The organism is Mycobacterium sp. WMMD1722 (assembly GCF_049315205.1).
Classification (GTDB): domain Bacteria; phylum Actinomycetota; class Actinomycetes; order Mycobacteriales; family Mycobacteriaceae; genus Mycobacterium.
This window is the reverse complement of record NZ_CP186056.1, coordinates 2618814-2641640: the sequence shown is the minus strand read 5'-3', so window position 1 is coordinate 2641640 and position 22827 is coordinate 2618814. Positions and strand designations below refer to the sequence as shown.

Here is a 22827-nt window from a genome sequence, read left to right as displayed (position 1 = left end):
CATGGCCCGCGACAAGTGGTTCGAAACCGTTTCGATCGCGCAGGAACGTGCGCGCAAGCGGCTTCCCAAGTCCGCGTACGGCGCGTTGATCGGTGGCAGCGAGAAGGGGCTCACCGTCAACGGCAACAACGAGGCCTTCAACGAGATCGGCTTCGCCCCGCACGTCATCGGTGCCCTCGCCAAGCGCGATCTGGCCACCACCGTTATGGGACAGGAGATCTCGCTGCCCGTGCTGATCTCGCCGACCGGTGTGCAGGCGGTACACCCCGACGGGGAGGTCGCGGTGGCGCGGGCCGCCGCCGCCCGGGGTACGGCCATGGGTCTGTCCTCGTTCGCCAGCAAGCCGATCGAAGAGGTCATCGCCGCCAACCCGAAGCTGTTCTTCCAGATCTACTGGCTCGGTGACCGCGATGCGATCGCAGCCCGGGTGGAACGGGCCCGCGCCGCCGGCGCCGCCGGGTTGATCCTGACCACCGACTGGAGTTTCTCCCACGGCCGCGACTGGGGTAGCCCGAAGATTCCCGAGAAGATGGACGTCAAGACCATCGTGAAGATGAGTCCGGAGGTCCTGACCCGGCCGCGTTGGTTCCTGCAGTGGGCCAGGACCATGCGCCCCCCGGCGCTGTCGGTGCCCAATCAGGCCGCCGCGGGCGAGGCCGGCCCGCCGTTCTTCCACGCCTACGGCGAGTGGATGGGCACACCACCGCCGACCTGGGAGGATGTCGCCTGGTTGCGCGACCTCTGGGGCGGGCCGTTCATGCTCAAGGGCGTGATGCGCGTCGACGACGCCAAACATGCTGTGGATGCGGGTGTTTCGGCGATCTCGGTGTCCAACCACGGCGGTAACAACCTGGACGGCACCCCGGCGTCGATCCGCGCCCTGCCGGTCATCGCCGATGCCGTCGGAGATCAGGTCGAGGTGCTGCTCGACGGCGGCATCCGGCGTGGCAGCGACGTCGTCAAGGCCCTCGCCCTGGGTGCTCGCGCGGTGATGATCGGCCGGGCCTATCTGTGGGGACTCGCCGCCGAGGGCCAGACCGGTGTGGAGAACGTGCTCGACATCCTGCGCGGCGGCATCGACTCGGCACTGATGGGGCTCGGCCGCGCGTCGGTCCACGATCTGGGACCCGGCGACGTGCTGGTGCCGGACGGTTTCATCCGAGCGCTGGGCGTTCCGGCCGCCGGCGAGGCGTAACCGCGGGTACCGCCCTTTTGTGACGGAGGTGGCGGACGGGGCTGACGTGACCGTCGACGACGGGGCAGGCGACCGGAACCGAAATCAATTCCGGCGGTTGCGCCAACAATCGGCGCATGCCTGGTGAATTCGGCTTACCATCGGCGGGTGGCTTACCCCAACGAGCTTGGGAACTCGACGTCGAGGCAGCTGCGCAGTACTTCGTCGGCGTTGATCGTTCCAGTGGGTTCGACCGAACAACACGGTCCCCACCTGCCGTTGGACACCGATACCCGCATCGCGTCGGCGGTCGCCGGCGCCGCGGCCGGTCTGTTGACCGGGACGGGCGGAGCCGACTGGTTGCTCGCCCCGCCGATCGGCTACGGCGCCAGCGGCGAACACGAGGGGTTTGCGGGGACCATCTCGATCGGCACCGACGCGCTGCGGGCGGTGCTGGTCGAGTTCGGCCGCTCGGCGATGAACTGGGCGTCGCGCCTGGTGTTCGTCAACGGCCACGGCGGCAACGTCGACGCGCTGACGGCCGCGACGGCGCTGCTTCGTGCCGAAGGTCGCGACGCCACCTGGTGCCCGTGTGCGGCAGAGGACTCCGATCCGCACGCCGGACACACCGAAACGTCTGTTCTGCTGTACATCTCGCCGTCGGACGTCAAGGCCGAGGTGTGGGAGCGCGGCAACACCGCACCGCTGAGTGAACTGCTTCCGAAGATGCGCCGGGGTGGTGTCGCGGCGGTCAGCGAGCTGGGTGTGCTCGGCGATCCGACCACGGCGACCGCCGCCGAGGGCGCCCGGATCTTCGCCGAGATGGTGCAGGGCTGCGCCGGAAGGATCTCCCGGTGGACACCCGGCCCTGATGGGATGCTGAGGTGACCGGGCCACGACTGCCCGACGGCTTCGCGGTTCAGGTGGATCGGCGGGTCAAGGTGCTCGGCGAGGGTGCGGCGTTGCTCGGCGGTTCGCCCACGCGCCTGCTCAAGCTCGCGCCGGCCGCGCAGACCATGCTCACCAGCGGACGTCTCGAAGTCCACGACGCGCAGAGCGCGCAATTGGCCCGCACCCTGCTCGACGCCACGGTCGCCCATCCGCGCCCGGCGAGCGGTCCGTCGCATCGCGACGTCACCGTGGTGATACCGGTCCGCGACAACCCGGCAGGCCTGCAGCGGCTGCTGTCCGCATTGCGCGGACTGCGGGTGATCATCGTCGACGATGGCTCGGCGGTACCGGTGCGGCCCGGTGACTTCGGCGAAGTGCATTGCGACGTCACCGTTTTGCGACACGAGCAGAGCCGGGGGCCGGCCGCGGCACGCAACACCGGGACCGCGGAGTGCAGGACCGATTACATCGCCTTCCTGGATTCGGACGTGGTTCCGCGCCGTGGCTGGCTGGAAGCGCTGCTCGGGCACTTCTGCGATCCGGCCGTCGCCCTGGTCGCCCCGCGGATCGTCGGTCTGCAGCCGGCCGACGGTCTGCTCGCCCGTTACGAGGCGGTCCGGTCCTCACTGGACCTCGGTCAGCGCGAGGCGCCCGTGGTGCCCTACGGTCCGGTGTCGTATGTGCCGAGCGCCGCGATCATCTGCCGGCGCCGGGCCCTCGAGGAGGTCGGTGGGTTCGACGAGTCGTTGCGCAGCGGTGAGGACGTGGATCTGTGCTGGCGGCTGGTGGAGGCGAGCGCCCGGCTGCGCTACGAACCGATTGCACTGGTCGCGCACGAACACCGAACCGATCTGCGGGAATGGTTCCTCCGCAAGGCGTTCTACGGGGAGTCCGCGGCACCGCTGTCGGTTCGGCACCCGGGTAAGACCGCCCCGCTGGTGATCTCTGGCTGGACGCTGGTGGTCTGGGTGTTGATGGCGATGGGCTCAGGCCTGGGCTATCTGGCATCGGTGCTCGTGGCGGCTTTCACCGCGCGCCGGGTGGCCAATTCACTGCGGCCGGTGCACACCGAGCCCAAACAGGTCGCCGCCGTCGCCGCCCGGGGATTGTGGTCGGCAGCACTGCAACTGGCCTCGGCACTGTGCCGGCACTATTGGCCGATCGCCCTGCTGGCGGCGGTGCTGTCGCGACGCTGTCGCCAAACCCTGCTGGTGGCAGCCGTGGTGGACGGTGTGGTCGACTGGGCGGCCCGGCACGGCAACGCCGACGATGACACCAAACAGGTCAGCCTGCCGACCTATCTGCTGTTGCGGCGCCTCGACGACATCGCCTACGGCCTGGGGTTGTGGACCGGTGTGGTGCGTGAACGCCACCTCGGCGCCCTCAAACCGCAGATCCGGACCTAGACAGCGTTGTCCGGCGATGTGCTGATCGTCGGCGCGGGAAGCGCGGGATCGGTCCTGGCCGAACGTCTTTCCGCCGATCCGGGCCGCCAGGTGACCGTGCTCGACGCCGGACCCGCGCCGACCGACCCGCGGGTCGCCGCCCAGATCAGCGACGGCCTGCGGCTGCCGATCGGCCACGCCAGCGCCGTGGTGCGCCACTACACCACCACCCTGACCGACTCGCCGCCGCGCCACACCCAGATCATGCGCGGTGCGGTGGTGGGCGGTTCCGGTGCGGTCAACGGCGGCTATTTCTGCCGTGGGCTGCCCACCGACTTCGACGGGTGGGGTCTGCCCGGCTGGTCCTGGACCGAGGTCCTGCCGCACTTCCGGGCCATTGAAACCGACGTGGACTTCGCCGGCCCGCTGCACGGGGACAGCGGCCCGATCACCGTCCGCCGGGTTCGCGAATTCGACGGCTGTACCGCGTCCTTCGTCGACGCGGCCCAGGCCGCCGGACACCGCTGGGTCGACGATCTGTCCGGTGGCGACTCGATGGCACCGCTGCCGGCGGGCGTCGGCGCGGTTCCGCTGAACGTCGACAGCGGTACCCGGGTAGGCCCGGGTGGGGCGTTCCTCACCCCGGCTCTCGGCCGGCGCAACCTCACCCTGATGCCGGATACCCGGGCGCTGCGGGTGCGGGTCGACAACGGTCGGGCGGTCGGCGTCGAGTGCACCGGTCCCGACGGTCCGGTGCTGCTCCGGGCGGACCGGATCGTGCTGTCCGCCGGTGCCATCGGTAGCGCCCAGCTACTTCTGCTCTCCGGGGTCGGTCCGGCGGATCAGTTGCGCGCGTTGGGCATCGGGGTGTGCTCCGACCTGCCGGTCGGCACCTCGACGGTCGACCATCCCGAATGGGTGATCCCGGTGGGCTGGTCGCCCACCCACGGCTTACCGCCGCTGGAAGCGCTGCTCGCCACCGGCGCCGGAATCGAGATACGGCCGTACACATCGGGTTTCGAGGCCATGGTGCTCGGCACGCGCAACGATGCGCTGGACAGGCCGCACATCGGGGTCGCTCTGATGCGGCCGAGGTCCCGCGGACGGCTGACCCTCTTCTCCGCCGACCCGGCGGTGCCGCCGTTGATCGAGCACCGCTACGACAGTGTGGCCGCCGACCTCGCCGACCTCGCCGACGGTGCCGAGGTCGCCCGCGACATCGTCCGTGGCACAGTCGAATTCGGGGAGCCGGCGTGGTCGACGTCCCAGCACCTCGCCGGCACCGCCCCGATGGGCGCCGACGACGACGCGGCCGCGGTGCTCGACAGCCGTTGCCGGGTAAAGGGTGTCGAGGGGCTGTGGGTGGTGGACGGATCCATCATGCCCGCCATCACCAGCCGTGGTCCGCACGCAACGATCACCATGATCGGGCACCGTGCGGCCGAATTCGTCAGCGACTGAGGGGGGCGAGCGCCTCGGCCAGGCGGGTGGCCGAGGCCACTCCGTCGAAGACCGGCACCCCGAGTCGCTCCCGCAGCGGCGCGGCGAAGCGGGCCATCGCGGCACACCCCAGGACGATCGACCGACTCCGGTCCTCGCGCAGGGCCTGCTCGCACAGATCGCCGATGGGGTCGATGGTGTGGGGGTCGGCATCGATGCGCAAGACGGGGATGTCGCAGGCGTGCGCACCCAGACACTGGTGCGGTGTGTAGTTCTCGGCGAGCTCCCAGGCCCGCGGGACGGTCGCCGACATCGAGGTGACCACCGAGAAGCTGCCCGCCGACAGCGCCGCGGCATGCATCGCCGCCTGCGCGATACCGAGCACCGGCACGTCGAGCAGAGCTCGCGCCTCGTCCAGGCCGGGATCGCCGAAACACGCGATCACGTACGCATCGGGCCGGCGCCCGGACTCGCGCGACCGCGCATCCCGAAGGACGTCGAGAAGGTGCGGTACACAACGGGTTTCGTCAGCGTCGTTCTCGATGCTCGTCGGGCCCTCGACGGGGTTGACGGCCTCCACGACGGTGCCCGGACCGGCCGCGGCGGCGGCACCCGCGGCGATCGCCGAGGTCATCGACGCAGTCGTGTTGGGGTTCACCAGCAGCAGCCGCACCCCGCCAGGATAGCCGCGCCGCGGACCCGGGCCTTGCCGACGACGCGACGACGCGGCCCGGCCGTCAGTTCATCCGAGCGAGTCGGCGCGCACGCGGGATCGACCGCCATCGGCGGATCGCACGAAGCTGGCGGCCGTCGCGTCCCGGCGACCACATCCCGATGAACACACCGGCGACGAGGAGGGCCACCGCCAGCACGGTCATCGACACGTCCATGGCGGACAGGAAGGCGGTCTGCGCCTGGGTGGCCAGCTGCGCCCCCGCGGGTCCGGACCGTTCGGCCACCGCGAGTGCCTGGGCCAGCGAGTCGAGCGCCGGACCTCGGACGGCGTCGGGAAGCGAGGCGACCACCGGGGTGAGGAGGTGCTGATACTGCGCGGCCAGCACCGACCCTGCCGCGGCGATACCCAGGGCCGCCCCCACCTCCCGGGTCGTGTCGTTGACCGCCGAGGCGACGCCCTGTTTGTCGTCGGGTACCGCGCCCATGATCGCCGAGGTGGTCGGCGCGGTGCACAGCCCGATCCCGGCGCTGACGATCAGCAGCGGCCAGGCCAGGTCGAGGAACGACGATTCGATGGCCAGGGTGCGCATGCACAGCAGTCCGGCGGCGATGAGGACCAGGCCGATCGTCACCGCCGAGCGCAGACCGATCCGGGGCAGCCACAGGTGTGTGCTGGCGCCGAGCAGCAGGACGGGGATGGCCAGGGGCACGAGCGCGAAAGCGGTTTGCAGCGCGCTGTATTCGAGCACCAGCTGCATGTACTGCATGATCACGAAGAAGAAGCCGAAGTTGGCGGCGAACAGGCACGTGATCCCGACTGCGCCGGTGGTGAAGTCCGTGCGCTTGAACAGCCGGATGTCGAGCAGTGGATGGTTGCGCCGCAACTGCACGACGGCGAACGCCGCGGCCAGCGCGATTCCCCCGGCCATGCATCCCCAGACCGTCGGGTCCGACCACCCGCGGGCCGGCGCCTCGATGACGCCGAATACGAACACCGCGACCGCCGCCGCGACGAGCAGGCCGCCCAGCCAGTCGACCGGGGTGCGCCGGGGGTCGCGCGACGAGCGGATGGTCAAGGTCAAGCCCAGCAGCAGCACGCTCGCTCCGGCGAAGGCCCAGAACACCGATTCCCACGCGAAGAAGTGCAGCAGCGTGCCGGTGCCGAGAAATCCGACCACCGCACCCGAGCCCGCGACCCCGGCCCAGATGCCGACCGCCTTGTTGCGTTCGGATTTGGGGAATGCCGCGGTCAACAGGGACAGGGTCGCGGGCATGATGAAGGCGGCGCCGGCTCCGGCGACCGCGCGGGCGATGATGAGCTGCAGCGGACTGTCGAAGAATACCGGCGCGACCGACGCCAGACCGAAGATCACCAGGCCGGCCAGCAGCGCCCCCCGGCGGCCGTACCGGTCGCCGATGGCGCCCGCCGGCAGCAGCAGGCAGGCCAGCACCAGGGTGTAGCCGTCGACCACCCACGTCAGCTGGGTCTGGGTCGCCGCGGTTTCCAGCGCGATGTCGGGCAGGGCCGCATTGAGCGCGACCATCGACGCGATCACCATCAGCACGTCGAGGCAGGCCACCGTGAGCAGCCAGATCCGGGCGCGGGACGACAGTTGCGCCATCTCGGAGTCGGTAGGCTGATCGGGCCGGGTCAAGGTCTTCGCCATGTGCCCTCCGGGGCTCGGGTTGGTCCGAGACCGACGGTCTCGTACCGAGACGATCAGTTCTGTTACCCGCCGAGGAGACGATGCAAACGATGTCGGACGTGTCGGGTGACCCGAGGCCCGCCCGCTCGCGGGCGCGGCTGCTCGAGGCGGCGACGACGCTGTTGCGGGCCGGCGGTCCGAGCGCCGTCACCATCGACGCGGTGACCCGGACATCCAACGTGGCCAGGGCGACCCTGTACCGGCACTTCGCCAGCGCGAACGATCTGCTGGCCGCCGCGTTCCTGAGTCTGCTGCAGCCGGCGCCCATGCCCCCCGAGGAGGGCGATCTGCGCGGTCAGCTGATCGCCGTGGTGGCCGGCTGGGCCGAGGCGATCGCCGAGGTCCCCACGACGCTGGCCGCGATGACGTGGCTGGCCTCAGGCCCCGATCTGGGACCGTGGGCCGAGGTGCGCGACGCCGGTCAGGGCGGTGCCGGCGGCGCGGTGGGCACCCTGCGCGAACGGATCCTGCAGTTGTATTCGGCGCCGTTCGACGCCATCTTCGACGGGCCGAACGCCGACGGCCTCGATCTGGGTCGGCTGGATCGCATCGAGGTCATCGCGCTGCTGATCGGGCCGCTGATCCTCGGGCGGCTGAGCACCCTGGCCGACTTCGACTACGCGGCCTGTGCCGAGGCCGCGGTCGACGGTTTCCTGGCGGTGCACGGCCGCCCCGGTGGCGTCAGCGCACCGAGTACCGCACCGGCAGGTGTTTGAAGCCCCCGACGAAGGTGGTTGCCGTCAGTTCCGCCGGTCCGGCCAGCTCGATCGACTCCAGGCGGGGGATCAGCTCGGTGAACAGGCTGTTCATCTCCATCCGGGCCAGCGCGGCGCCCAGACAGAAATGGACGCCGTAGCCGAACGACAGATGCTTGTTCGGGTCGCGACCGACGTCGAAACGGAACGGGTCGTCGAAGACGTCTTCGTCGCGGTTGCCGGAAACGTATGCGAGATAGACGGATTCGCCCTTGGCGATCGGCACGCCGCGCACCTCGGTGTCCTGCGCCGCGGTCCGCATGAACTCCTTGACCGGCGTCGACCACCGGATCATCTCCTCGACGGCGGTGCCCATGAGCGCGGGTTCGCGACGCAGCCGGTTCAACTCACCCGGGTTCTCGATCAGCGCGTGAAGTCCGCCGGAGATGGCGTCCTTGGTGGTGTCGTGGCCGGCGCTGGCGACGATGACGTAGTAGGACGCGGTGTCCATGTCATTCAACGGTTCTCCGTCGATGCGCCCGTTGGCGATCGCCGAGGCGAGGTCCTCGGTCGGGGTCTGCCGGCGTGAGGCGGTCAGGGTCGCGAAGTAGTTGAAGAAGTCGGCCAGCACCGCCAGCATGTCCTCGGGGGCCTTACCCCGCTGGAACTCCTCGTCGTCGCCGCCGAACATCTCCTGGGTGAGCATGTGCATGCGGCCGTAGTCCTCCTCGGGTAGGCCGAGCAGCGACATGATCACGTATAGCGGGAACTGCACGGCGATGTCGGTGACGAAATCGCATTCCGGCCCGATGTCGCGCATCCGGTCGACGTAGCGCTTGGCCAGCTCGTCGACCCGCACCTTGAGTGCCCGCATCGCCTTCGGGCGGAACCAGTCGGCGCCGATGGCCCGCACCTTGCGGTGGTGCGGATCGTCCATGTGGATCAGGGTGCGCAGGCCGATGCCGGCTTCCATCTGCGCCTTCATCAGATCGTCGGCCTCCGCGGCGGCGAGCAGCGGACGCGGTTCGGACAGGAAGAGGTCGTTGGCGCGTTCGATCGCCATGATGTCCTCGTGGCGGGTGATCGCCCAGAACGGCCGATACGGCGGATTGTCGACGTAGGCCACCGGGTTGTGCGCCCGCAGATGCGCCAGCGCGCGGTGCAGCCGGTCGTCGTCGGCGTAGGCCGTCGGGTCGGCCAGGACCCGGGCCGCGTCATCCATCGTGGGCGTGCTCATGCGACTCCTTCGGTGACTCGTCGACACGGTGACTGTAAGTCACCTTATGTGAGCCACGCCACGCTGGCGAGCAGATGGTGCGTCAGTGCAAGGAGTAGCGAATCGGGAGATGCTTGAGCCCGCCCACGAAGATGGTCGCGATGAAATCCGGGTCGCCCGCCAGCTCGATGGAATCCAGCCGCGGCACGAGCTCGCTGAAGAAGCTGTTGATCTCCATGCGGGCCAGCGCGGCCCCCAGGCAGAAGTGCACGCCGTACCCGAAGGACAGGTGTTTGTTCGGGTCGCGGCCGACGTCGAAGCGGTCGGGGTCGGTGAAGACGTCTTCGTCGCGGTTGGCCGAGACATAGGACAGCAGAACCGATTCACCCTTGGCGATCGGCACGCCCCGCACCTCGGTGTCGGCGGTCGCGGTGCGCATGAACTCCTTGACCGGCGTGGTCCAGCGGATCATCTCCTCGACCGCGGTGCCCATCAACTCCGGATGCGCCTTGAGCCGCGCGAGCTGGTTCTGGTTCTCGATCAGCGCCAGCAGCCCGCCGGAGATGGCGGCGCTGGTGGTGTCGTGGCCCGCACTGGCCACGATCACGTAGTAGGAGAGGCAGTCGATGTCGTTGAGGTACTCACCGTCGAGCTTCGCGTTGGCGATCGCCGACGCCAGGTCCTCGGTCGGATGGGCGCGGCGCTCCGCCGTCAGCGCGGTGAAATAGCGGAAGAAGTCGGTGATGACCTCGTGCAGCTCCTGCGGGCTCTTGCCCCGGGTCAGCTCGTCGTCGTCGCCCCCGAACATCTCCTGGGTGAGCTTGAGCATCCGGCCGAAATCGGATTCGGGCAGCCCCAGCAGCGAAAGGATCACGTAGAGCGGGAAATTTACGGCGACCTCTTGGACGAAGTCGCACTCGGGCCCCCGCTCGACCATCTTGTCGACGTAGATCTTCGCCAGTTCGTCGACCCGGGTCTTCAGGGCGCGCATCGCCTTGGGCCGGAACCAGTCGGCGCCGATCTTGCGGATGTCGCGGTGCAGCGGATCGTCCATGTGGATCAAGGTGCGCAGTCCGCCGCCGGCGGCCAGGTTGGCTGCCGAGAGATCGTCGGTGGCCGCGGTCTGCAGCATGGGGCGCGGTTCGTTGATCCACAACTCGTTGTCGCGTTCGATCGCCATCACGTCGGCGTGTTTGGTGATCGCCCAGAACGGCCGGTAGTCCGGTACGTCGACGTAGGCGACCGGGTCGCCGGCGCGCAGCTGGGCCAGCGCCGCGTGCAGTCGGGCCTCGTCGGCGTAGGCCGTGGGATCGGCGAGGACCTTCGCCGCGTCGTCGATGATGGGGCTGCTCATGGGATGCCTCGCTCGGGGGTGAACTTGACGGGTGTCAAGAGCGAAGCCTATGTGACCCGGGCCACCGGTGCGACGCGGGGTGCGCGGCACCGGCCGGTGGGCGTCAGTACTGTCGGTCAGGTGCCGCACGGACCAGTTCGTCGCCGCTGGTTCCCGGCGTTGCTGCTGGTGGCCGCCCTGCTCGCCGGCTGTGCGCCGAGCGGCCCGCACGACCGGTCCGAGGCACCCGCGGACCCGGCCGTCGTGCAGATCGGTACGGGTACGCTTCGCGGCGTTCTCGCCGACGATCACCGGCTGTTCGCCGGCATCCCCTATGCGGCCCCGCCCGTCGGCCCGCTGCGCTTCCAGCCGCCGCAACCGGCGACCCCCTGGACCGGCGAACGCGACGCAACCCGCCCGGGGCCGCGCTGCGTCCAGGACCCCGGCCCCGATCCGGAATTCGGCAGGCACACCGACGAGGACTGTCTGACGCTGAACGTCTGGACCCCGCCGGCCGCGCCGGAGCGCAAGCCGGTGATGGTGTGGATCCACGGCGGCGCGTTCGTGAACGGGAGCTCAGGGGTCTACGACTCCCGGTGGCTGGCGTCGCGCGGCGACATCGTCGTGGTGACCGTGAACTACCGCCTCGGCGCCCTCGGCTTCCTGGCCCATCCGGCACTCGGTCCGCCCGGCGAGGTCGGCAACTACGGGCTGGCCGACCAGCAGGCCGCCCTGCGCTGGGTGCGCGACAACATCTCGGCGTTCGGCGGCGATCCGCAGAAGGTGACGGTCGCGGGGGAGTCCGCGGGCGCGATGTCGGTGTGCGACCACCTGGTCGCGCCCGGGTCGACCGGTCTGTTCCGGGCCGCGATCATCCAGAGCGGCCCATGCCAGGCGCAGGCCGACCTGCCGACCGCCCAAGCACGCAGCCTCGACTATGCAGCCGGCGTCGGGTGCGGTGACCCGGCCGTCGCGGCGGCGTGTCTGCGCGCGCTGCCCACCGACAAACTGCGTGAGCCGGTGTGGTTCGTCGGGATCGGCGCCGACGATCTGACCGGTCCGGTGACCGCGTCGGCGGCCCTGCCGGTCGCGCCGCCGGCCGCCTTCGCCGACGGCCGGGCGGCCCGGGTGCCCGTGCTCATCGGCAGTACGCGCGACGAGTTCACCCTGTTCGTGGCGCTGCGCTATCTGCAGCACGGCGATCGGTACACCGCGGCGGAGTATCCGGCGCTGCTGGCCGACACCTTCGGTCCGAATGCCGCGCAGGTCGCCGCGCACTATCCGCTGGACCGCTACAACCACCCTGCCCTGGCGTACGCCGCGGCCGTGACCGACGGCGAGTTCGCGTGCGTGGGTGACCGGATCGCCCGCGACCTGGCCGGCGGCCAGCCGGTCTACGCCTACGAGTTCGACGACCGCCAAGCGCCCACGCCCGAGCCACTGCGCACCCTCCCGTTCCCGGTGGGGGCCAGTCACTCGCTGGAACTGAGGTATCTCTTCGACGTCGGGGGCGCACCGCCCCTGACGCCGGCTCAGCAGACGCTGTCGGACCAGATGCTCGACTACTGGAGTTCCTTCGTCCGCGACGGCGCCCCCACCTCGGCCGACGGACCGGCCTGGCCGCGGTTCGGCGCCGGCGAGTACCTGTCCTTGCAGCCGGAGGGGAATCGCGTCACGACCACATTCGCCGACGAGCACCAGTGCGGATTCTGGGCCGGTCTGACACGATGAGGGTCGCCCTGGAGCCGGTCGCTCCGGGATTTGGATGAGCCGCCGATCTGGGGCATACTGTTCGGGTTGCCTTGAGCCGGGTCGGTGCCTGTTGGACACCGCGTGGCCGGGGCATACGACCTGCGCCCCCAGCGGGCGCATCGGTCCCACCTTCGAGCGTGTCGGATTTTCCGCCGCGATCGAGTGCGGTCAGGGCGACACACCCGACCGCGGGGACCGGTGGACCACAGACAGGTAAACAGCGGCGGCAACAGCCAGCGCTCCGCTGCGAGGCGGCCCGAACGGGTGCGACCGGACAGCGAGCGCAACGGACACCAGTCCGCGTTGGGTTTCCCAGCGCGGGCCACAAGCAGGAGTGAGGTAGGAAAAGCGTGGCGGGACAAAAGATCCGCATCAGGCTCAAGGCCTACGACCACGAGGCGATCGACGCCTCGGCGCGCAAGATCGTGGAGACGGTCACCCGTACCGGTGCCAGCGTGGTGGGCCCGGTGCCGCTGCCGACCGAGAAGAACGTGTATTGCGTCATCCGGTCCCCGCACAAGTACAAGGACTCGCGGGAGCACTTCGAGATGCGCACGCACAAGCGGCTGATCGACATCCTCGACCCGACGCCGAAGACCGTTGACGCCCTCATGCGCATCGATCTGCCGGCCAGCGTCGACGTCAACATCCAGTAGGAGATCCAGAAGACATGGCTAACAGTGCTAATTCCGGCGCTCCGCGCCGCGGCATTCTGGGCACCAAGCTGGGCATGACGCAGGTGTTCGACGAGAACAACCGGGTCGTGCCGGTGACGGTCGTGAAGGCCGGCCCGAACGTCGTGACGCGCATCCGCACCACCGAGCGCGACGGCTACAGCGCGGTGCAGCTCGCCTACGGCGAGATCAGCCCCCGCAAGGTGACCAAGCCCGTCACCGGCCAGTTCGCCGCCGCAGGGGTCAACCCGCGTCGGCACCTCGCCGAGCTGCGGCTCGGCGACGACACCGCGGCGGCCGACTACGAGGTCGGCCAGGAGCTGACCGCCGAGGTGTTCGCCGAGGGCGCCTACGTCGACGTGACCGGCACCAGCAAGGGCAAGGGCTTCGCCGGCACCATGAAGCGCCACGGATTCCGTGGCCAGGGCGCCGCGCACGGCGCCCAGGCCGTGCACCGCCGGCCCGGTTCGATCGGTGGCTGCTCGACCCCGGGCCGGGTGTTCAAGGGCACCCGGATGTCCGGCCGGATGGGCAGTGACCGCGTCACCACGCAGAACCTGCTGGTGCACAAGGTCGACGCCGCCAACGGCGTGCTGTTGATCAAGGGCGCCATCCCCGGCCGCAACGGCGGTCTCGTCATGGTTCGCAGTGCGATCAAACGAGGTGAGAAGTAGACATGGCAAGCAGCCCAGTGAAGGTCGACGTCCGGACCCCGGACGGTAAGACCGACGGCTCCATCGAGCTGCCCGCCGCGCTGTTCGACATCGAGCCGAACATCGCGCTGATGCACCAGGTGGTCACCGCGCAGTTGGCCGCCAAGCGCCAGGGCACGCACGCGACCAAGACGCGCGGGCAGGTCTCCGGCGGCGGCAAGAAGCCGTACCGGCAGAAGGGCACCGGCCGCGCCCGCCAGGGATCGACCCGTGCACCCCAGTTCACCGGGGGCGGCACCGTCCACGGACCCCAGCCCCGCGACTACAGCCAGCGCACCCCGAAGAAGATGATCGCCGCCGCCCTGCGCGGGGCGCTCTCGGACCGGGCCCGCAACGGCCGGATCCACGCGGTGACCGAGGTCGTGACCGGCCAGACCCCGTCAACCAAGAGCGCCAAGGCGTTCCTGGCGACGCTGACCGAGCGCAAGCAGGTGCTGATCGTGATCGGCCGTACCGACGAGGCCGGCCACAAGAGCGTGCGCAACCTGCCCGGTGTGCACATCATCTCGCCCGATCAGCTCAACACCTACGACGTGCTCAAGGCCGACGACGTGGTGTTCAGCGTCGAAGCCCTGAACGCCTACATCTCGGCGAATACCAAAGAGGAGGTGTCCGCCTGATGGCAACGATCACTGACCCCCGCGACATCATCCTCGCGCCGGTCATCTCGGAGAAGTCCTACGGGCTGATCGAGGACAACGTGTACACGTTCATCGTGCACCCGGACTCGAACAAGACCCAGATCAAGATCGCGATCGAGAAGATCTTCAAGGTGAAGGTCGACTCCGTCAACACCGCCAACCGGCAGGGCAAGCGCAAGCGGTCCCGAACCGGCTACGGCCAGCGCAAGAGCACCAAGCGCGCCATCGTCACACTGGCCGCCGGGAGCAAGCCGATCGACCTCTTCGGAGCTCCGGCCTGATCGCCGGGGGATAACAGAGAGACCTAGAGAATCATGGCAATTCGCAAGTACAAGCCGACGACCCCGGGTCGTCGCGGTGCCAGCGTCTCCGATTTCGCCGAGATCACTCGCTCGACTCCGGAGAAGTCGCTGGTTCGTCCGCTGCACGGCCACGGCGGCCGTAACGCGCACGGCCGCATCACGACCCGTCACAAGGGTGGTGGCCACAAGCGTGCCTACCGCGTCATCGACTTCCGTCGCCACGACAAGGACGGCGTCAACGCCAAGGTCGCGCACATCGAGTACGACCCGAACCGCACCGCGAACATCGCGCTGCTGCACTACCTGGACGGCGAGAAGCGCTACATCATCGCGCCGCAGGGGCTCAAGCAGGGCGACGTGATCGAGCAGGGCGCCAACGCCGACATCAAGCCCGGCAACAACCTGCCGCTGCGCAACATCCCGGCCGGCACCGTGATCCACGCCGTCGAGCTGCGGCCCGGCGGCGGTGCCAAGCTGGCCCGCTCGGCCGGCGTCAGCATCCAGCTGCTGGGCAAGGAAGGCACCTACGCCTCCCTGCGCATGCCCAGCGGTGAGATCCGCCGCGTCGACGTGCGCTGCCGCGCCACCGTCGGCGAGGTCGGCAACGCCGAGCAGGCCAACATCAACTGGGGCAAGGCCGGCCGGATGCGCTGGAAGGGCAAGCGCCCGACCGTCCGCGGTGTCGTGATGAACCCGGTCGATCACCCGCACGGCGGTGGCGAGGGCAAGACCTCGGGCGGCCGTCACCCGGTCAGCCCGTGGGGTAAGCCCGAGGGCCGCACCCGCAAGCCCAACAAGCCGAGCGACAAGCTCATCGTCCGCCGCCGGCGCACCGGCAAGAAGCGCTAGGCCGGAAAGGATTTCACGATGCCACGCAGCCTGAAGAAGGGCCCGTTCGTCGACGACCATCTGCTCAAGAAGGTCGACACGCAGAACGAGAAGAACAGCAAGCAGGTCATCAAGACCTGGTCGCGCCGGTCCACCATCATCCCGGATTTCATCGGACACACCTTCGCGGTGCACGACGGCCGCAAGCACGTCCCGGTGTTCGTCACCGAGGCGATGGTGGGACACAAGCTGGGCGAGTTCGCCCCCACCCGCACGTTCAAGGGTCACATCAAGGATGACCGGAAGAGCAAGAGGCGATGACTACGACGATTGAGTATCCGTCCGCGACGGCCGTCGCCCGCTATGTGGGCATCTCGGCCACCAAGGCGCGCCGGGTGATCGACCTGGTCCGCGGTAAGAGTGTCGAGCAGGCGCTCGACATCCTGCGGTGGGCGCCGCAGCAGGCCAGCGAGCCGGTCGCCAAGGTGATCGCCAGCGCCGCGGCCAACGCGCAGAACAACGAGGGCCTGGACCCCGCGACGCTGGTCGTCGCGACGATCCACGCCGACGAGGGCCCGACCGCCAAGCGCATCCGTCCCCGCGCCCAGGGTCGCGCGTTCCGGATCCGTAAGCGCACCAGCCACATCACCGTGATCGTGGAGAGCCGGCCGAGCCGTGACAGCGGTCGCTCCAGCGGCGCCGCCCAGGCCGGCGGCGGGTCGCGCGCCCGCCGTGCGCAGGGTAGCCGTGCCGCCGCCGCCAAGACGGCGCCGGCGAAGAAGGCTCCTGCCAAGACGACCTCAGAGGCTTCCGCGGAAGCGAAGGGAGGCTCCGAGTAGTGGGCCAGAAGATCAACCCCCACGGCTTCCGGCTCGGTATCACCACCGACTGGAAGTCCCGGTGGTACGCCGACAAGCAGTACAAGGACTACGTCAAGGAAGACGTCGCGATCCGCCGCCTGCTGGCCACCGGTCTCGAGCGGGCCGGCATCGCCGACGTCGAGATCGAGCGGACCCGCGACCGCGTGCGGGTGGACATCCACACCGCGCGTCCGGGCATCGTGATCGGCCGCCGCGGCACCGAGGCCGACCGCATCCGCGGTGACCTGGAGAAGCTCACCAAGAAGCAGGTGCAGCTGAACATCCTCGAGGTGAAGAACCCCGAGTCGGTGGCCCAACTCGTCGCCCAGGGTGTCGCGGAGCAGCTGAGCAACCGTGTGGCGTTCCGCCGCGCGATGCGCAAGGCGATCCAGTCGGCGATGCGCCAGCCCAACGTCAAGGGCATCCGGGTGCAGTGCTCGGGCCGCCTCGGCGGTGCCGAGATGAGCCGCTCGGAGTTCTACCGCGAGGGCCGGGTGCCGCTGCACACGCTGCGCGCCGACATCGACTACGGCCTGTACGAGGCCAAGACCACCTTCGGTCGCATCGGTGTCAAGGTCTGGATCTACAAGGGCGACATCGTCGGCGGCAAGCGTGAGCTGACCGCCGCCGCTCCGGCCGGTGCCGACCGGCCCCGCCGTGAGCGTCCGTCGGGCACCCGCCCGCGCCGTAGCGGCGCCTCGGGTACCACCGCGACGAGCACCGACGCCGGCCGCGCGGCCGAGGCTCCCGCCGTCGCGGAAGCGACCCAGGGCACCGAGGCGGCCGCCGGCGCGACCACTCAGAACGCTGCTCAGGAATCAGGGAGCTGACATGCTGATCCCCCGTAAGGTCAAGCACCGCAAGCAACACCACCCCCGCCAGCGCGGAATCGCCAGCGGCGGCACCTCGGTGAGCTTCGGTGACTATGGCATCCAGGCACTCGAGCACGCCTACGTCACCAACCGGCAGATCGAGTCCGCCCGTATCGCCATCAACCGGCACATCAAGCGTGGCGGCAAGGTGTGGATCAACATCTTCCCGGACCGTCCGCTGACCAAGAAGCCCGCCGAGACCCGCATGGGTTCCGGTAAGGGTTCGCCGGAGTGGTGGGTGTCCAACGTCAAGCCGGGTCGCGTGCTCTTCGAGCTCAGCTACCCGGATGAGAAGACCGCGCGCGAGGCACTGACGCGCGCAATCCACAAGCTGCCGATCAAGGCACGCATCGTCACGCGAGAGGAGCAGTTCTGATGGCAGTCGGCATTTCGCCTGGTGAACTGCGTGAGCTGAGCGACGACGAGTTGATCGAGCGTCTGCGCGAGTCGAAGGAAGAGCTGTTCAACCTTCGCTTCCAGATGGCCACCGGTCAGCTCGCCAACAATCGCCGGCTGCGCACGGTGCGACAGGAGATCGCACGGGTGTACACCATCCTGCGCGAACGTGAGCTGGGTCTGGCCGCCGGACCCGCGGGTGAGGAATCGTAATGGCAGAGAACAACACCGAAAAGGGTCCGGCGCGTACGCCGCGGACCGAGAAGCCGCGTGGCCGCCGTAAGACCGCCATCGGCTACGTGGTCAGCGACAAGATGCAGAAGACCATCGTGGTGGAGCTGGAAGACCGCAAGAGCCACCCGCTCTACGGCAAGATCATCCGCACCACCAAGAAGGTCAAGGCCCACGACGAGAACGGCGACGCCGGCGTCGGCGACCGCGTCTCGCTGATGGAGACCCGGCCGATGTCCGCCACCAAGCGGTGGCGTCTGGTCGACGTGCTCGAGCGCGCCAAGTAGACGGCGCTTTCGACAAGGACCCCGTACGCTCCGGCGTGCGGGGTCTTTGCGTCGGTGCCCGGCCGGCGCCGGTGCGGGCGTGCCGCGCACGATTATCCGAATTCCGAAACGCGTCGGGTGTAGTGTGCTCCGCGACCGCACGGCACGTAACTTGCAGATGAGGCTGGCCATGGCATCCGGAGACGCCTTCAAGGGCACGATCGAGCTCGACATCCGTGACTCCGAGCCGGACTGGGGCCCGTACGCGGCGCCGACCGCGTCCGAGGATGCGCCGAATGTGCTCTACGTCGTCTGGGACGACACCGGTATCGCGACGTGGGATTGCTTCGGCGGTCTGGTCGAGATGCCGGCGATGGCCCGTATCGCCGAACGCGGGGTCAGACTGTCCCAGTTCCACACCACCGCACTGTGTTCACCCACCCGTGCCGCACTGCTGACCGGACGCAACCCCACCACCGTCGGCATGGCCACCATCGAAGAGTTCACCGACGGTTTCCCCAACTGCAACGGGCGTATCCCGTTCGACACCGCACTGCTCCCGGAGGTGCTGGCCGAGAACGGCTACAACACCTACTGCGTCGGCAAGTGGCACCTCACCCCGCTGGAGGAGTCCAATCTCGCCTCGACCCGGCGGCACTGGCCGCTGGCAAGGGGTTTCGAACGGTTCTACGGATTCATGGGCGGCGAGACCGACCAGTGGTATCCGGAGTTGATGTACGACAACCATCCGGTGCCACCGCCGGCGACGCCCGAAGAGGGCTATCACCTGTCGAAAGACCTGGCGGACAAGACGATCGAATTCATCCGTGACTCGAAGGTGATCGCCCCCGACAAGCCGTGGTTCACCTACCTGTGCCCGGGCGCCGGCCATGCCCCGCACCATGTGTTCAGGGAGTGGGCCGACCACTACGCCGGACGCTTCGACATGGGTTACGAGCGGTACCGCGAGGTGGTGCTGGAGAACCAGAAGCGCCTCGGCATCGTCCCGCCCGACACCGAGTTGTCACCGATGAACCCGTATCTCGACGTCCACGGTCCCAACGGTGAGCCGTGGCCGGACCAGGACACGGTGCGGCCCTGGGACGAGCTCTCCGACGACGAGCGACGGCTGTTCGCCCGGATGGCGGAGGTGTTCGCGGGCTTCCTGTCCTACACCGATCAGCAGATCGGCCGCATCCTCGACTATCTCGAAGAGTCGGGGCAGTTGGACAACACCATCATCGTGGTGATCTCGGACAACGGCGCCAGTGGCGAAGGGGGTCCGAACGGTTCGGTCAACGAGGTCAAGTTCTTCAACGGCTACGTGGACACCGCCGAGGAGGGGCTCAAGCGAATCGACGACCTCGGCGGCCCCGAGACCTACAACCACTATCCGACCGGCTGGGCGATGGCGTTCAACACGCCCTACAAGTTGTTCAAGCGCTACGCCTCCCACGAGGGTGGCATCGCCGACCCCGCGATCATCTCCTGGCCCAAGGGGATTCCCGCCCACGGTGAGGTCCGCGACAACTACGTCAACGTCTGCGACGTCACTCCGACGGTGTACGACCTGCTCGAGATCACCCCGCCCGCCACGGTCCGCGGCGTCGCGCAGAAGCCACTCGACGGCGTGAGTTTCAAAGTCTCCCTTGCCGATCAGGATGCGCCGACCGGCAAAGAGACGCAGTTCTACACCATGCTCGGTACGCGCGGAATCTGGCATCGCGGCTGGTTCGCCAACACCGTGCACGCGGCATCCCCGGCGGGCTGGTCGCATTTCGACGCCGACCGCTGGGAGTTGTTCCGGATCGAGCACGACCGCAGTCAGTGTCACGACGTGGCCGAGCAGCATCCCGAGAAACTCGACGAGCTCAAGGCGCTCTGGTTCGCCGAGGCCGAGAAATACCAGGGGTTGCCCCTCGGGGACCTCAACATCCTCGAGACCATGGGCCGATACCGGCCGCACCTGTCGGGGGCGCGCGAGAGCTACACGTATTACCCGGGCGCCGCGGACGTCGGGATGGGTGCGGCGGTCGAGCTGAGCGGCCGGTCGTTCGCGGTGCTGGCCGAGGTGACCGTCGAGGTCGACTCCGCCCAGGGTGTGTTGTTCAAACACGGTGGGGGACACGGCGGACATGTGCTGTTCGTCCAGGACGGGCATCTGCACTACGTGTACAACTTCCTCGGTGAGGTCGAACAGAAGCTGACCTCCGCGCATCCGATTCCGTTGGGCCGCCACAGTTTCGGTGTGGCGTTCGCCCGCACGGGTTCGGTCGAGGGCAGTCATACGCCGGTCGGTGACGCCATGCTCTACATCGACGGCTACGAGGTGGCGTCCTATCCGGGACTGATGACCCACCCTGCGACATTCGGCCTCGCAGGCGCCACGCTCAGCGTCGGGCGCAACGACGGCTCGCCGGTGTCGCGGGCCTACCGGGCACCGTTCGCATTCACCGGCGGCGCCATCGCGCTGGTGACGTTCGACGTCTCCGGCAAGCCCTACGTCGACCTCGAACGCGACTTCGCGCGGGCGTTCGCCAAGGACTGACGTCGGTGTCGCGGGTCGTGCTCGCCGGTGCCGCCGCCGCGGCGCTGCTGAGTGCGTGCGCGCAGAACACCGCCGGGACGGCCGAGACGCAATCCCCGGCCGGCGCCTCGACGACCTTCCCGTCCAGCACGACGTCCAGCACGGCCGCCCGCAGCCCCGCGACGTCGAGCGAACCGGCGCCGGACGGGCTGCCGGCCTTCGGAGTGCTGGAGACCACTCGCAGACCGCTGGAGCCGGGGGAGTGGACATGCGAACCGCCGCCGCCCGGCCCCGGTACCCGGGAGGCGTCGTTCTCGCCACCAGAGCCCGGCGCACCGCAGATCACGATCGCGCTCCCCGAGACCTGGACCTCGGCAGTGTCGCCGGACGGCGCCAAGCTGGTGATGACCGGTCCCGACGGCCTGACCGGCACCCTGGCCGTCACGCCGAGCGGGCCGGACCCCGCCGCGGCCTTCGAGCAGTACGCCGACCAGCAGACCGGCCAGGCGCCGATCTCCTCGCTGAGCGTGCTGCCCGCCGATCTGTGCGGATACAGCGGCCAGAAGATGCTGGGGATGCTCTCCGGTGGCGGCGCACCACCGGTGGAGTACCTGAATCGCATCGCACATGTATGGACCGCCGGACCGTCCTATCTGGTGGCGATCCACGTCCAGGGGCCACAGAATGGTGACGGCGCGACCGCGGCCGCCAAGGTGATCCTGGCGGACTTCGGCATCCGCATACCGTGAAGGCGCGTCGCGGCCGGACCGCAGCCCGGCGAGCCTGACCAGCGGCGATTTGGTTCTGCCCAGACCGTCCCCTAGAATCAAACGGTTGCCTTGGGCAGACCTCGGCCGATCCGTGACGGATAGGCCCTGCGTGCTCTTCGGTGACAGCAAGGACCGCGTACGTCAGGTCACGTCCGAGCTTTGGCTCGGCCGATCGACCCCGCCTGGCGTGCAGACATAACCCAGGTCAAGGAGATCGAGTGATTCAGCAGGAATCGCGGTTGAAGGTCGCCGACAACACGGGTGCCAAGGAGATCTTGTGCATCCGCGTACTCGGTGGCTCATCGCGACGCTACGCCGGCATCGGTGACGTCATCGTGGCGACCGTCAAGGACGCCATCCCGGGCGGCAACGTCAAGCGGGGCGACGTGGTGAAGGCCGTCGTCGTGCGCACCGTCAAGGAGCGTCGTCGCGCCGACGGCAGCTACATCAAGTTCGACGAGAACGCCGCCGTCATCATCAAGAACGACAACGACCCCCGCGGCACCCGCATCTTCGGGCCCGTCGGTCGCGAACTGCGCGAGAAGCGCTTCATGAAGATCGTCTCGCTCGCCCCGGAGGTGTTGTAGATGAAGGTCCACAAGGGCGACACCGTGCTGGTGATCTCCGGCAAGGACAAGGGCGCCAAGGGCAAGGTGATCCAGGCCTACCCGACTCGCAACAAGGTCCTCGTCGAGGGCGTCAACCGCATCAAGAAGCACACCGCGCAGTCGGCCAACGAGCGTGGTGCCTCGTCCGGCGGCATCGTCACGCAGGAGGCACTGATCGACGTGTCGAACGTGATGGTCGTCGACTCCGAGGGCAACCCCACCCGCGTCGGCTACCGCTTCGACGAAGAGACCGGCAAGAAGGTGCGCATCTCCAAGCGCAACGGCAAGGACATCTGACATGACCACCGTAGAGAACACCGAGAAGACCCTGCCCCGCCTCAAGCAGCGCTACCGCGAGGAGATCCGCGATTCGCTGCAGCAGCAGTTCAACTACGCCAACGTGATGCAGATCCCGGGCGTGGTGAAGGTCGTCGTCAACATGGGTGTCGGTGACGCCGCCCGCGACGCCAAGCTGATCAACGGTGCGGTCAACGACCTCGCGCTGATCACCGGTCAGAAGCCCGAGATCCGCCGGGCCCGCAAGTCCATCGCCCAGTTCAAGCTGCGCGAGGGGATGCCGATCGGCGCCCGCGTGACGCTGCGCGGCGACCGGATGTGGGAATTCCTGGACCGCCTCGTCGCGATCGCGCTGCCGCGTATCCGCGACTTCCGCGGCCTGAACCCCAAGCAGTTCGACGGCACGGGGAACTACGCCTTCGGCCTGACCGAGCAGTCGATGTTCCACGAGATCGACGTCGACAGCATCGACCGCCCCCGTGGCATGGACATCACCGTGGTCACCTCGGCGACCAACGACGACGAGGGGCGAGCACTGCTGCGGGCCCTGGGCTTCCCCTTCAAGGAGAACTGAG

Annotated in this window: 26 protein-coding genes; 22 read left to right on the top strand and 4 right to left on the bottom strand. The window is 68.8% G+C overall.

Translation table 11 applies throughout. From position 1 onward, the window contains the following. Position 1: 1 nt before the first annotated feature. From mftD to mftG, 4 genes are all read left to right on the top strand, one after another. Positions 2–1195, top strand: a complete 1194-nt coding sequence (gene mftD / locus ACN27E_RS12580; protein ID WP_422749486.1) for a pre-mycofactocin synthase MftD — start codon at positions 2–4, stop codon at positions 1193–1195. A gap of 123 nt (positions 1196–1318) precedes the next feature. Continuing rightward, the gene (gene mftE, locus ACN27E_RS12575) at positions 1319–2062 is read left to right on the top strand and encodes a mycofactocin biosynthesis peptidyl-dipeptidase MftE (protein WP_422749484.1); all 744 of its coding nucleotides are present in this window, start codon (positions 1319–1321) and stop codon (positions 2060–2062) included. After that, a complete protein-coding gene (mftF, locus tag ACN27E_RS12570) occupies positions 2059–3471 on the top strand; it encodes a mycofactocin biosynthesis glycosyltransferase MftF (protein ID WP_422749482.1) in 1413 nt (470 codons plus the stop codon). The genes mftE and mftF overlap by 4 nt, the downstream gene beginning before the upstream one ends. Positions 3472–3477: 6 nt before the next feature. Next, positions 3478–4911 (top strand): mycofactocin system GMC family oxidoreductase MftG, encoded by a 1434-nt coding sequence (gene mftG, locus ACN27E_RS12565; RefSeq protein WP_422749480.1) that lies wholly within the window; start codon positions 3478–3480, stop codon positions 4909–4911. Here the strand turns inward: mftG and ACN27E_RS12560 are convergent. Continuing rightward, entirely contained in the window at positions 4901–5563 is a 663-nt protein-coding gene (locus ACN27E_RS12560) for an aspartate/glutamate racemase family protein (protein ID WP_422749478.1), read from the bottom strand. The genes mftG and ACN27E_RS12560 overlap by 11 nt on opposite strands. A gap of 64 nt (positions 5564–5627) precedes the next feature. Next, positions 5628–7232, bottom strand: coding sequence for an MFS transporter (locus tag ACN27E_RS12555; protein ID WP_422749476.1), 1605 nt, complete (start codon positions 7230–7232; stop codon positions 5628–5630). A gap of 89 nt (positions 7233–7321) precedes the next feature. Here ACN27E_RS12555 and ACN27E_RS12550 point away from each other — a divergent pair, with 89 nt between their 5' ends. Further along, on the top strand, positions 7322–7987 hold the full coding sequence (locus ACN27E_RS12550) for a TetR/AcrR family transcriptional regulator (RefSeq protein WP_422749474.1): 666 nt from the start codon (positions 7322–7324) through the stop codon (positions 7985–7987). Here the strand turns inward: ACN27E_RS12550 and ACN27E_RS12545 are convergent. Further along, a complete protein-coding gene (locus ACN27E_RS12545; RefSeq protein WP_422749472.1) occupies positions 7953–9203 on the bottom strand; it encodes a cytochrome P450 in 1251 nt (416 codons plus the stop codon). The genes ACN27E_RS12550 and ACN27E_RS12545 overlap by 35 nt on opposite strands. An 82-nt stretch (positions 9204–9285) precedes the next feature. After that, on the bottom strand, positions 9286–10536 hold the full coding sequence (locus ACN27E_RS12540; protein ID WP_422749470.1) for a cytochrome P450: 1251 nt from the start codon (positions 10534–10536) through the stop codon (positions 9286–9288). Positions 10537–10539: 3 nt separating this feature from the next. On the opposite strand from ACN27E_RS12540, the gene ACN27E_RS12535 reads away from it, so the two are divergent. The 17 genes from ACN27E_RS12535 to rplE all read left to right on the top strand — a co-directional run bounded on the left by ACN27E_RS12535 (position 10540) and on the right by rplE (position 22826). Then, positions 10540–12246: a carboxylesterase/lipase family protein gene (locus ACN27E_RS12535; protein ID WP_422749468.1), complete on the top strand. Its 1707-nt coding sequence runs from the start codon at positions 10540–10542 to the stop codon at positions 12244–12246. A 371-nt stretch (positions 12247–12617) separates the two neighbouring features. Beyond that, complete coding sequence (gene rpsJ / locus ACN27E_RS12530) at positions 12618–12923, top strand: 30S ribosomal protein S10 (RefSeq protein WP_003883485.1); 306 nt, start codon at positions 12618–12620, stop codon at positions 12921–12923. 14 nt (positions 12924–12937) lie between these two features. Then, positions 12938–13615 carry a 50S ribosomal protein L3 gene (gene rplC, locus ACN27E_RS12525; RefSeq protein ID WP_422749467.1) on the top strand — a complete coding sequence of 226 codons (678 nt, stop codon included), beginning with the start codon at positions 12938–12940 and terminating at the stop codon, positions 13613–13615. Positions 13616–13617: 2 nt separating this feature from the next. Then, entirely contained in the window at positions 13618–14274 is a 657-nt protein-coding gene (gene rplD, locus ACN27E_RS12520; RefSeq protein ID WP_422749465.1) for a 50S ribosomal protein L4, read from the top strand. Further along, positions 14274–14576, top strand: coding sequence for a 50S ribosomal protein L23 (rplW, locus tag ACN27E_RS12515; RefSeq protein ID WP_422749463.1), 303 nt, complete (start codon positions 14274–14276; stop codon positions 14574–14576). Before rplD ends, rplW begins: the two co-directional genes overlap by 1 nt. 33 nt (positions 14577–14609) lie before the next feature. Then, entirely contained in the window at positions 14610–15446 is an 837-nt protein-coding gene (gene rplB / locus ACN27E_RS12510) for a 50S ribosomal protein L2 (RefSeq protein WP_066836708.1), read from the top strand. Between the two features lie 18 nt (positions 15447–15464). Continuing rightward, positions 15465–15746, top strand: a complete 282-nt coding sequence (rpsS, locus tag ACN27E_RS12505) for a 30S ribosomal protein S19 (protein ID WP_422749462.1) — start codon at positions 15465–15467, stop codon at positions 15744–15746. Beyond that, positions 15743–16264, top strand: coding sequence for a 50S ribosomal protein L22 (gene rplV / locus ACN27E_RS12500; protein WP_422749460.1), 522 nt, complete (start codon positions 15743–15745; stop codon positions 16262–16264). Before rpsS ends, rplV begins: the two co-directional genes overlap by 4 nt. Beyond that, on the top strand, positions 16264–17115 hold the full coding sequence (gene rpsC / locus ACN27E_RS12495) for a 30S ribosomal protein S3 (RefSeq protein ID WP_422749459.1): 852 nt from the start codon (positions 16264–16266) through the stop codon (positions 17113–17115). The genes rplV and rpsC overlap by 1 nt, the downstream gene beginning before the upstream one ends. 1 nt (position 17116) lies before the next feature. Beyond that, positions 17117–17533 carry a 50S ribosomal protein L16 gene (rplP, locus tag ACN27E_RS12490; RefSeq protein ID WP_066836715.1) on the top strand — a complete coding sequence of 139 codons (417 nt, stop codon included), beginning with the start codon at positions 17117–17119 and terminating at the stop codon, positions 17531–17533. Beyond that, positions 17533–17766 (top strand): 50S ribosomal protein L29, encoded by a 234-nt coding sequence (gene rpmC, locus ACN27E_RS12485; RefSeq protein ID WP_422749457.1) that lies wholly within the window; start codon positions 17533–17535, stop codon positions 17764–17766. The genes rplP and rpmC overlap by 1 nt, the downstream gene beginning before the upstream one ends. Further along, positions 17766–18071, top strand: a complete 306-nt coding sequence (rpsQ, locus tag ACN27E_RS12480) for a 30S ribosomal protein S17 (RefSeq protein ID WP_422749455.1) — start codon at positions 17766–17768, stop codon at positions 18069–18071. Before rpmC ends, rpsQ begins: the two co-directional genes overlap by 1 nt. Before the next feature lie 169 nt (positions 18072–18240). Then, on the top strand, positions 18241–20598 hold the full coding sequence (locus tag ACN27E_RS12475) for an arylsulfatase (RefSeq protein WP_422749453.1): 2358 nt from the start codon (positions 18241–18243) through the stop codon (positions 20596–20598). Between the two features lie 5 nt (positions 20599–20603). After that, a complete protein-coding gene (locus ACN27E_RS12470) occupies positions 20604–21326 on the top strand; it encodes a hypothetical protein (protein ID WP_422749452.1) in 723 nt (240 codons plus the stop codon). A gap of 239 nt (positions 21327–21565) precedes the next feature. Further along, positions 21566–21934 (top strand): 50S ribosomal protein L14, encoded by a 369-nt coding sequence (gene rplN, locus ACN27E_RS12465; RefSeq protein WP_014814254.1) that lies wholly within the window; start codon positions 21566–21568, stop codon positions 21932–21934. Then, a complete protein-coding gene (gene rplX / locus ACN27E_RS12460) occupies positions 21935–22252 on the top strand; it encodes a 50S ribosomal protein L24 (protein WP_422749449.1) in 318 nt (105 codons plus the stop codon). Between the two features lies 1 nt (position 22253). Next, complete coding sequence (gene rplE, locus ACN27E_RS12455) at positions 22254–22826, top strand: 50S ribosomal protein L5 (RefSeq protein ID WP_422749448.1); 573 nt, start codon at positions 22254–22256, stop codon at positions 22824–22826. Position 22827: the final 1 nt, after the last annotated feature.

What these genes read in the sequence shown, in the direction of transcription:
- mftD (WP_422749486.1), top strand. Translation starts at nt 2, where the DNA reads ATGGCCCGCGACAAGTGGTTCGAAACCGTTTCGATCGCGCAGGAACGT.
- ACN27E_RS12555 (WP_422749476.1), bottom strand. Translation starts at nt 7,232, where the DNA reads ATGGCGAAGACCTTGACCCGGCCCGATCAGCCTACCGACTCCGAGATG.
- ACN27E_RS12550 (WP_422749474.1), top strand. Translation starts at nt 7,322, where the DNA reads ATGTCGGACGTGTCGGGTGACCCGAGGCCCGCCCGCTCGCGGGCGCGG.
- ACN27E_RS12545 (WP_422749472.1), bottom strand. Translation starts at nt 9,203, where the DNA reads ATGAGCACGCCCACGATGGATGACGCGGCCCGGGTCCTGGCCGACCCG.
- ACN27E_RS12540 (WP_422749470.1), bottom strand. Translation starts at nt 10,536, where the DNA reads ATGAGCAGCCCCATCATCGACGACGCGGCGAAGGTCCTCGCCGATCCC.
- ACN27E_RS12535 (WP_422749468.1), top strand. Translation starts at nt 10,540, where the DNA reads ATGCCTCGCTCGGGGGTGAACTTGACGGGTGTCAAGAGCGAAGCCTAT.
- rplC (WP_422749467.1), top strand. Translation starts at nt 12,938, where the DNA reads ATGGCTAACAGTGCTAATTCCGGCGCTCCGCGCCGCGGCATTCTGGGC.
- rplD (WP_422749465.1), top strand. Translation starts at nt 13,618, where the DNA reads ATGGCAAGCAGCCCAGTGAAGGTCGACGTCCGGACCCCGGACGGTAAG.
- rplW (WP_422749463.1), top strand. Translation starts at nt 14,274, where the DNA reads ATGGCAACGATCACTGACCCCCGCGACATCATCCTCGCGCCGGTCATC.
- rplB (WP_066836708.1), top strand. Translation starts at nt 14,610, where the DNA reads ATGGCAATTCGCAAGTACAAGCCGACGACCCCGGGTCGTCGCGGTGCC.
- rpsS (WP_422749462.1), top strand. Translation starts at nt 15,465, where the DNA reads ATGCCACGCAGCCTGAAGAAGGGCCCGTTCGTCGACGACCATCTGCTC.
- rplV (WP_422749460.1), top strand. Translation starts at nt 15,743, where the DNA reads ATGACTACGACGATTGAGTATCCGTCCGCGACGGCCGTCGCCCGCTAT.
- rplP (WP_066836715.1), top strand. Translation starts at nt 17,117, where the DNA reads ATGCTGATCCCCCGTAAGGTCAAGCACCGCAAGCAACACCACCCCCGC.
- rpmC (WP_422749457.1), top strand. Translation starts at nt 17,533, where the DNA reads ATGGCAGTCGGCATTTCGCCTGGTGAACTGCGTGAGCTGAGCGACGAC.
- rpsQ (WP_422749455.1), top strand. Translation starts at nt 17,766, where the DNA reads ATGGCAGAGAACAACACCGAAAAGGGTCCGGCGCGTACGCCGCGGACC.
- ACN27E_RS12475 (WP_422749453.1), top strand. Translation starts at nt 18,241, where the DNA reads ATGGCATCCGGAGACGCCTTCAAGGGCACGATCGAGCTCGACATCCGT.
- rplX (WP_422749449.1), top strand. Translation starts at nt 21,935, where the DNA reads ATGAAGGTCCACAAGGGCGACACCGTGCTGGTGATCTCCGGCAAGGAC.
- rplE (WP_422749448.1), top strand. Translation starts at nt 22,254, where the DNA reads ATGACCACCGTAGAGAACACCGAGAAGACCCTGCCCCGCCTCAAGCAG.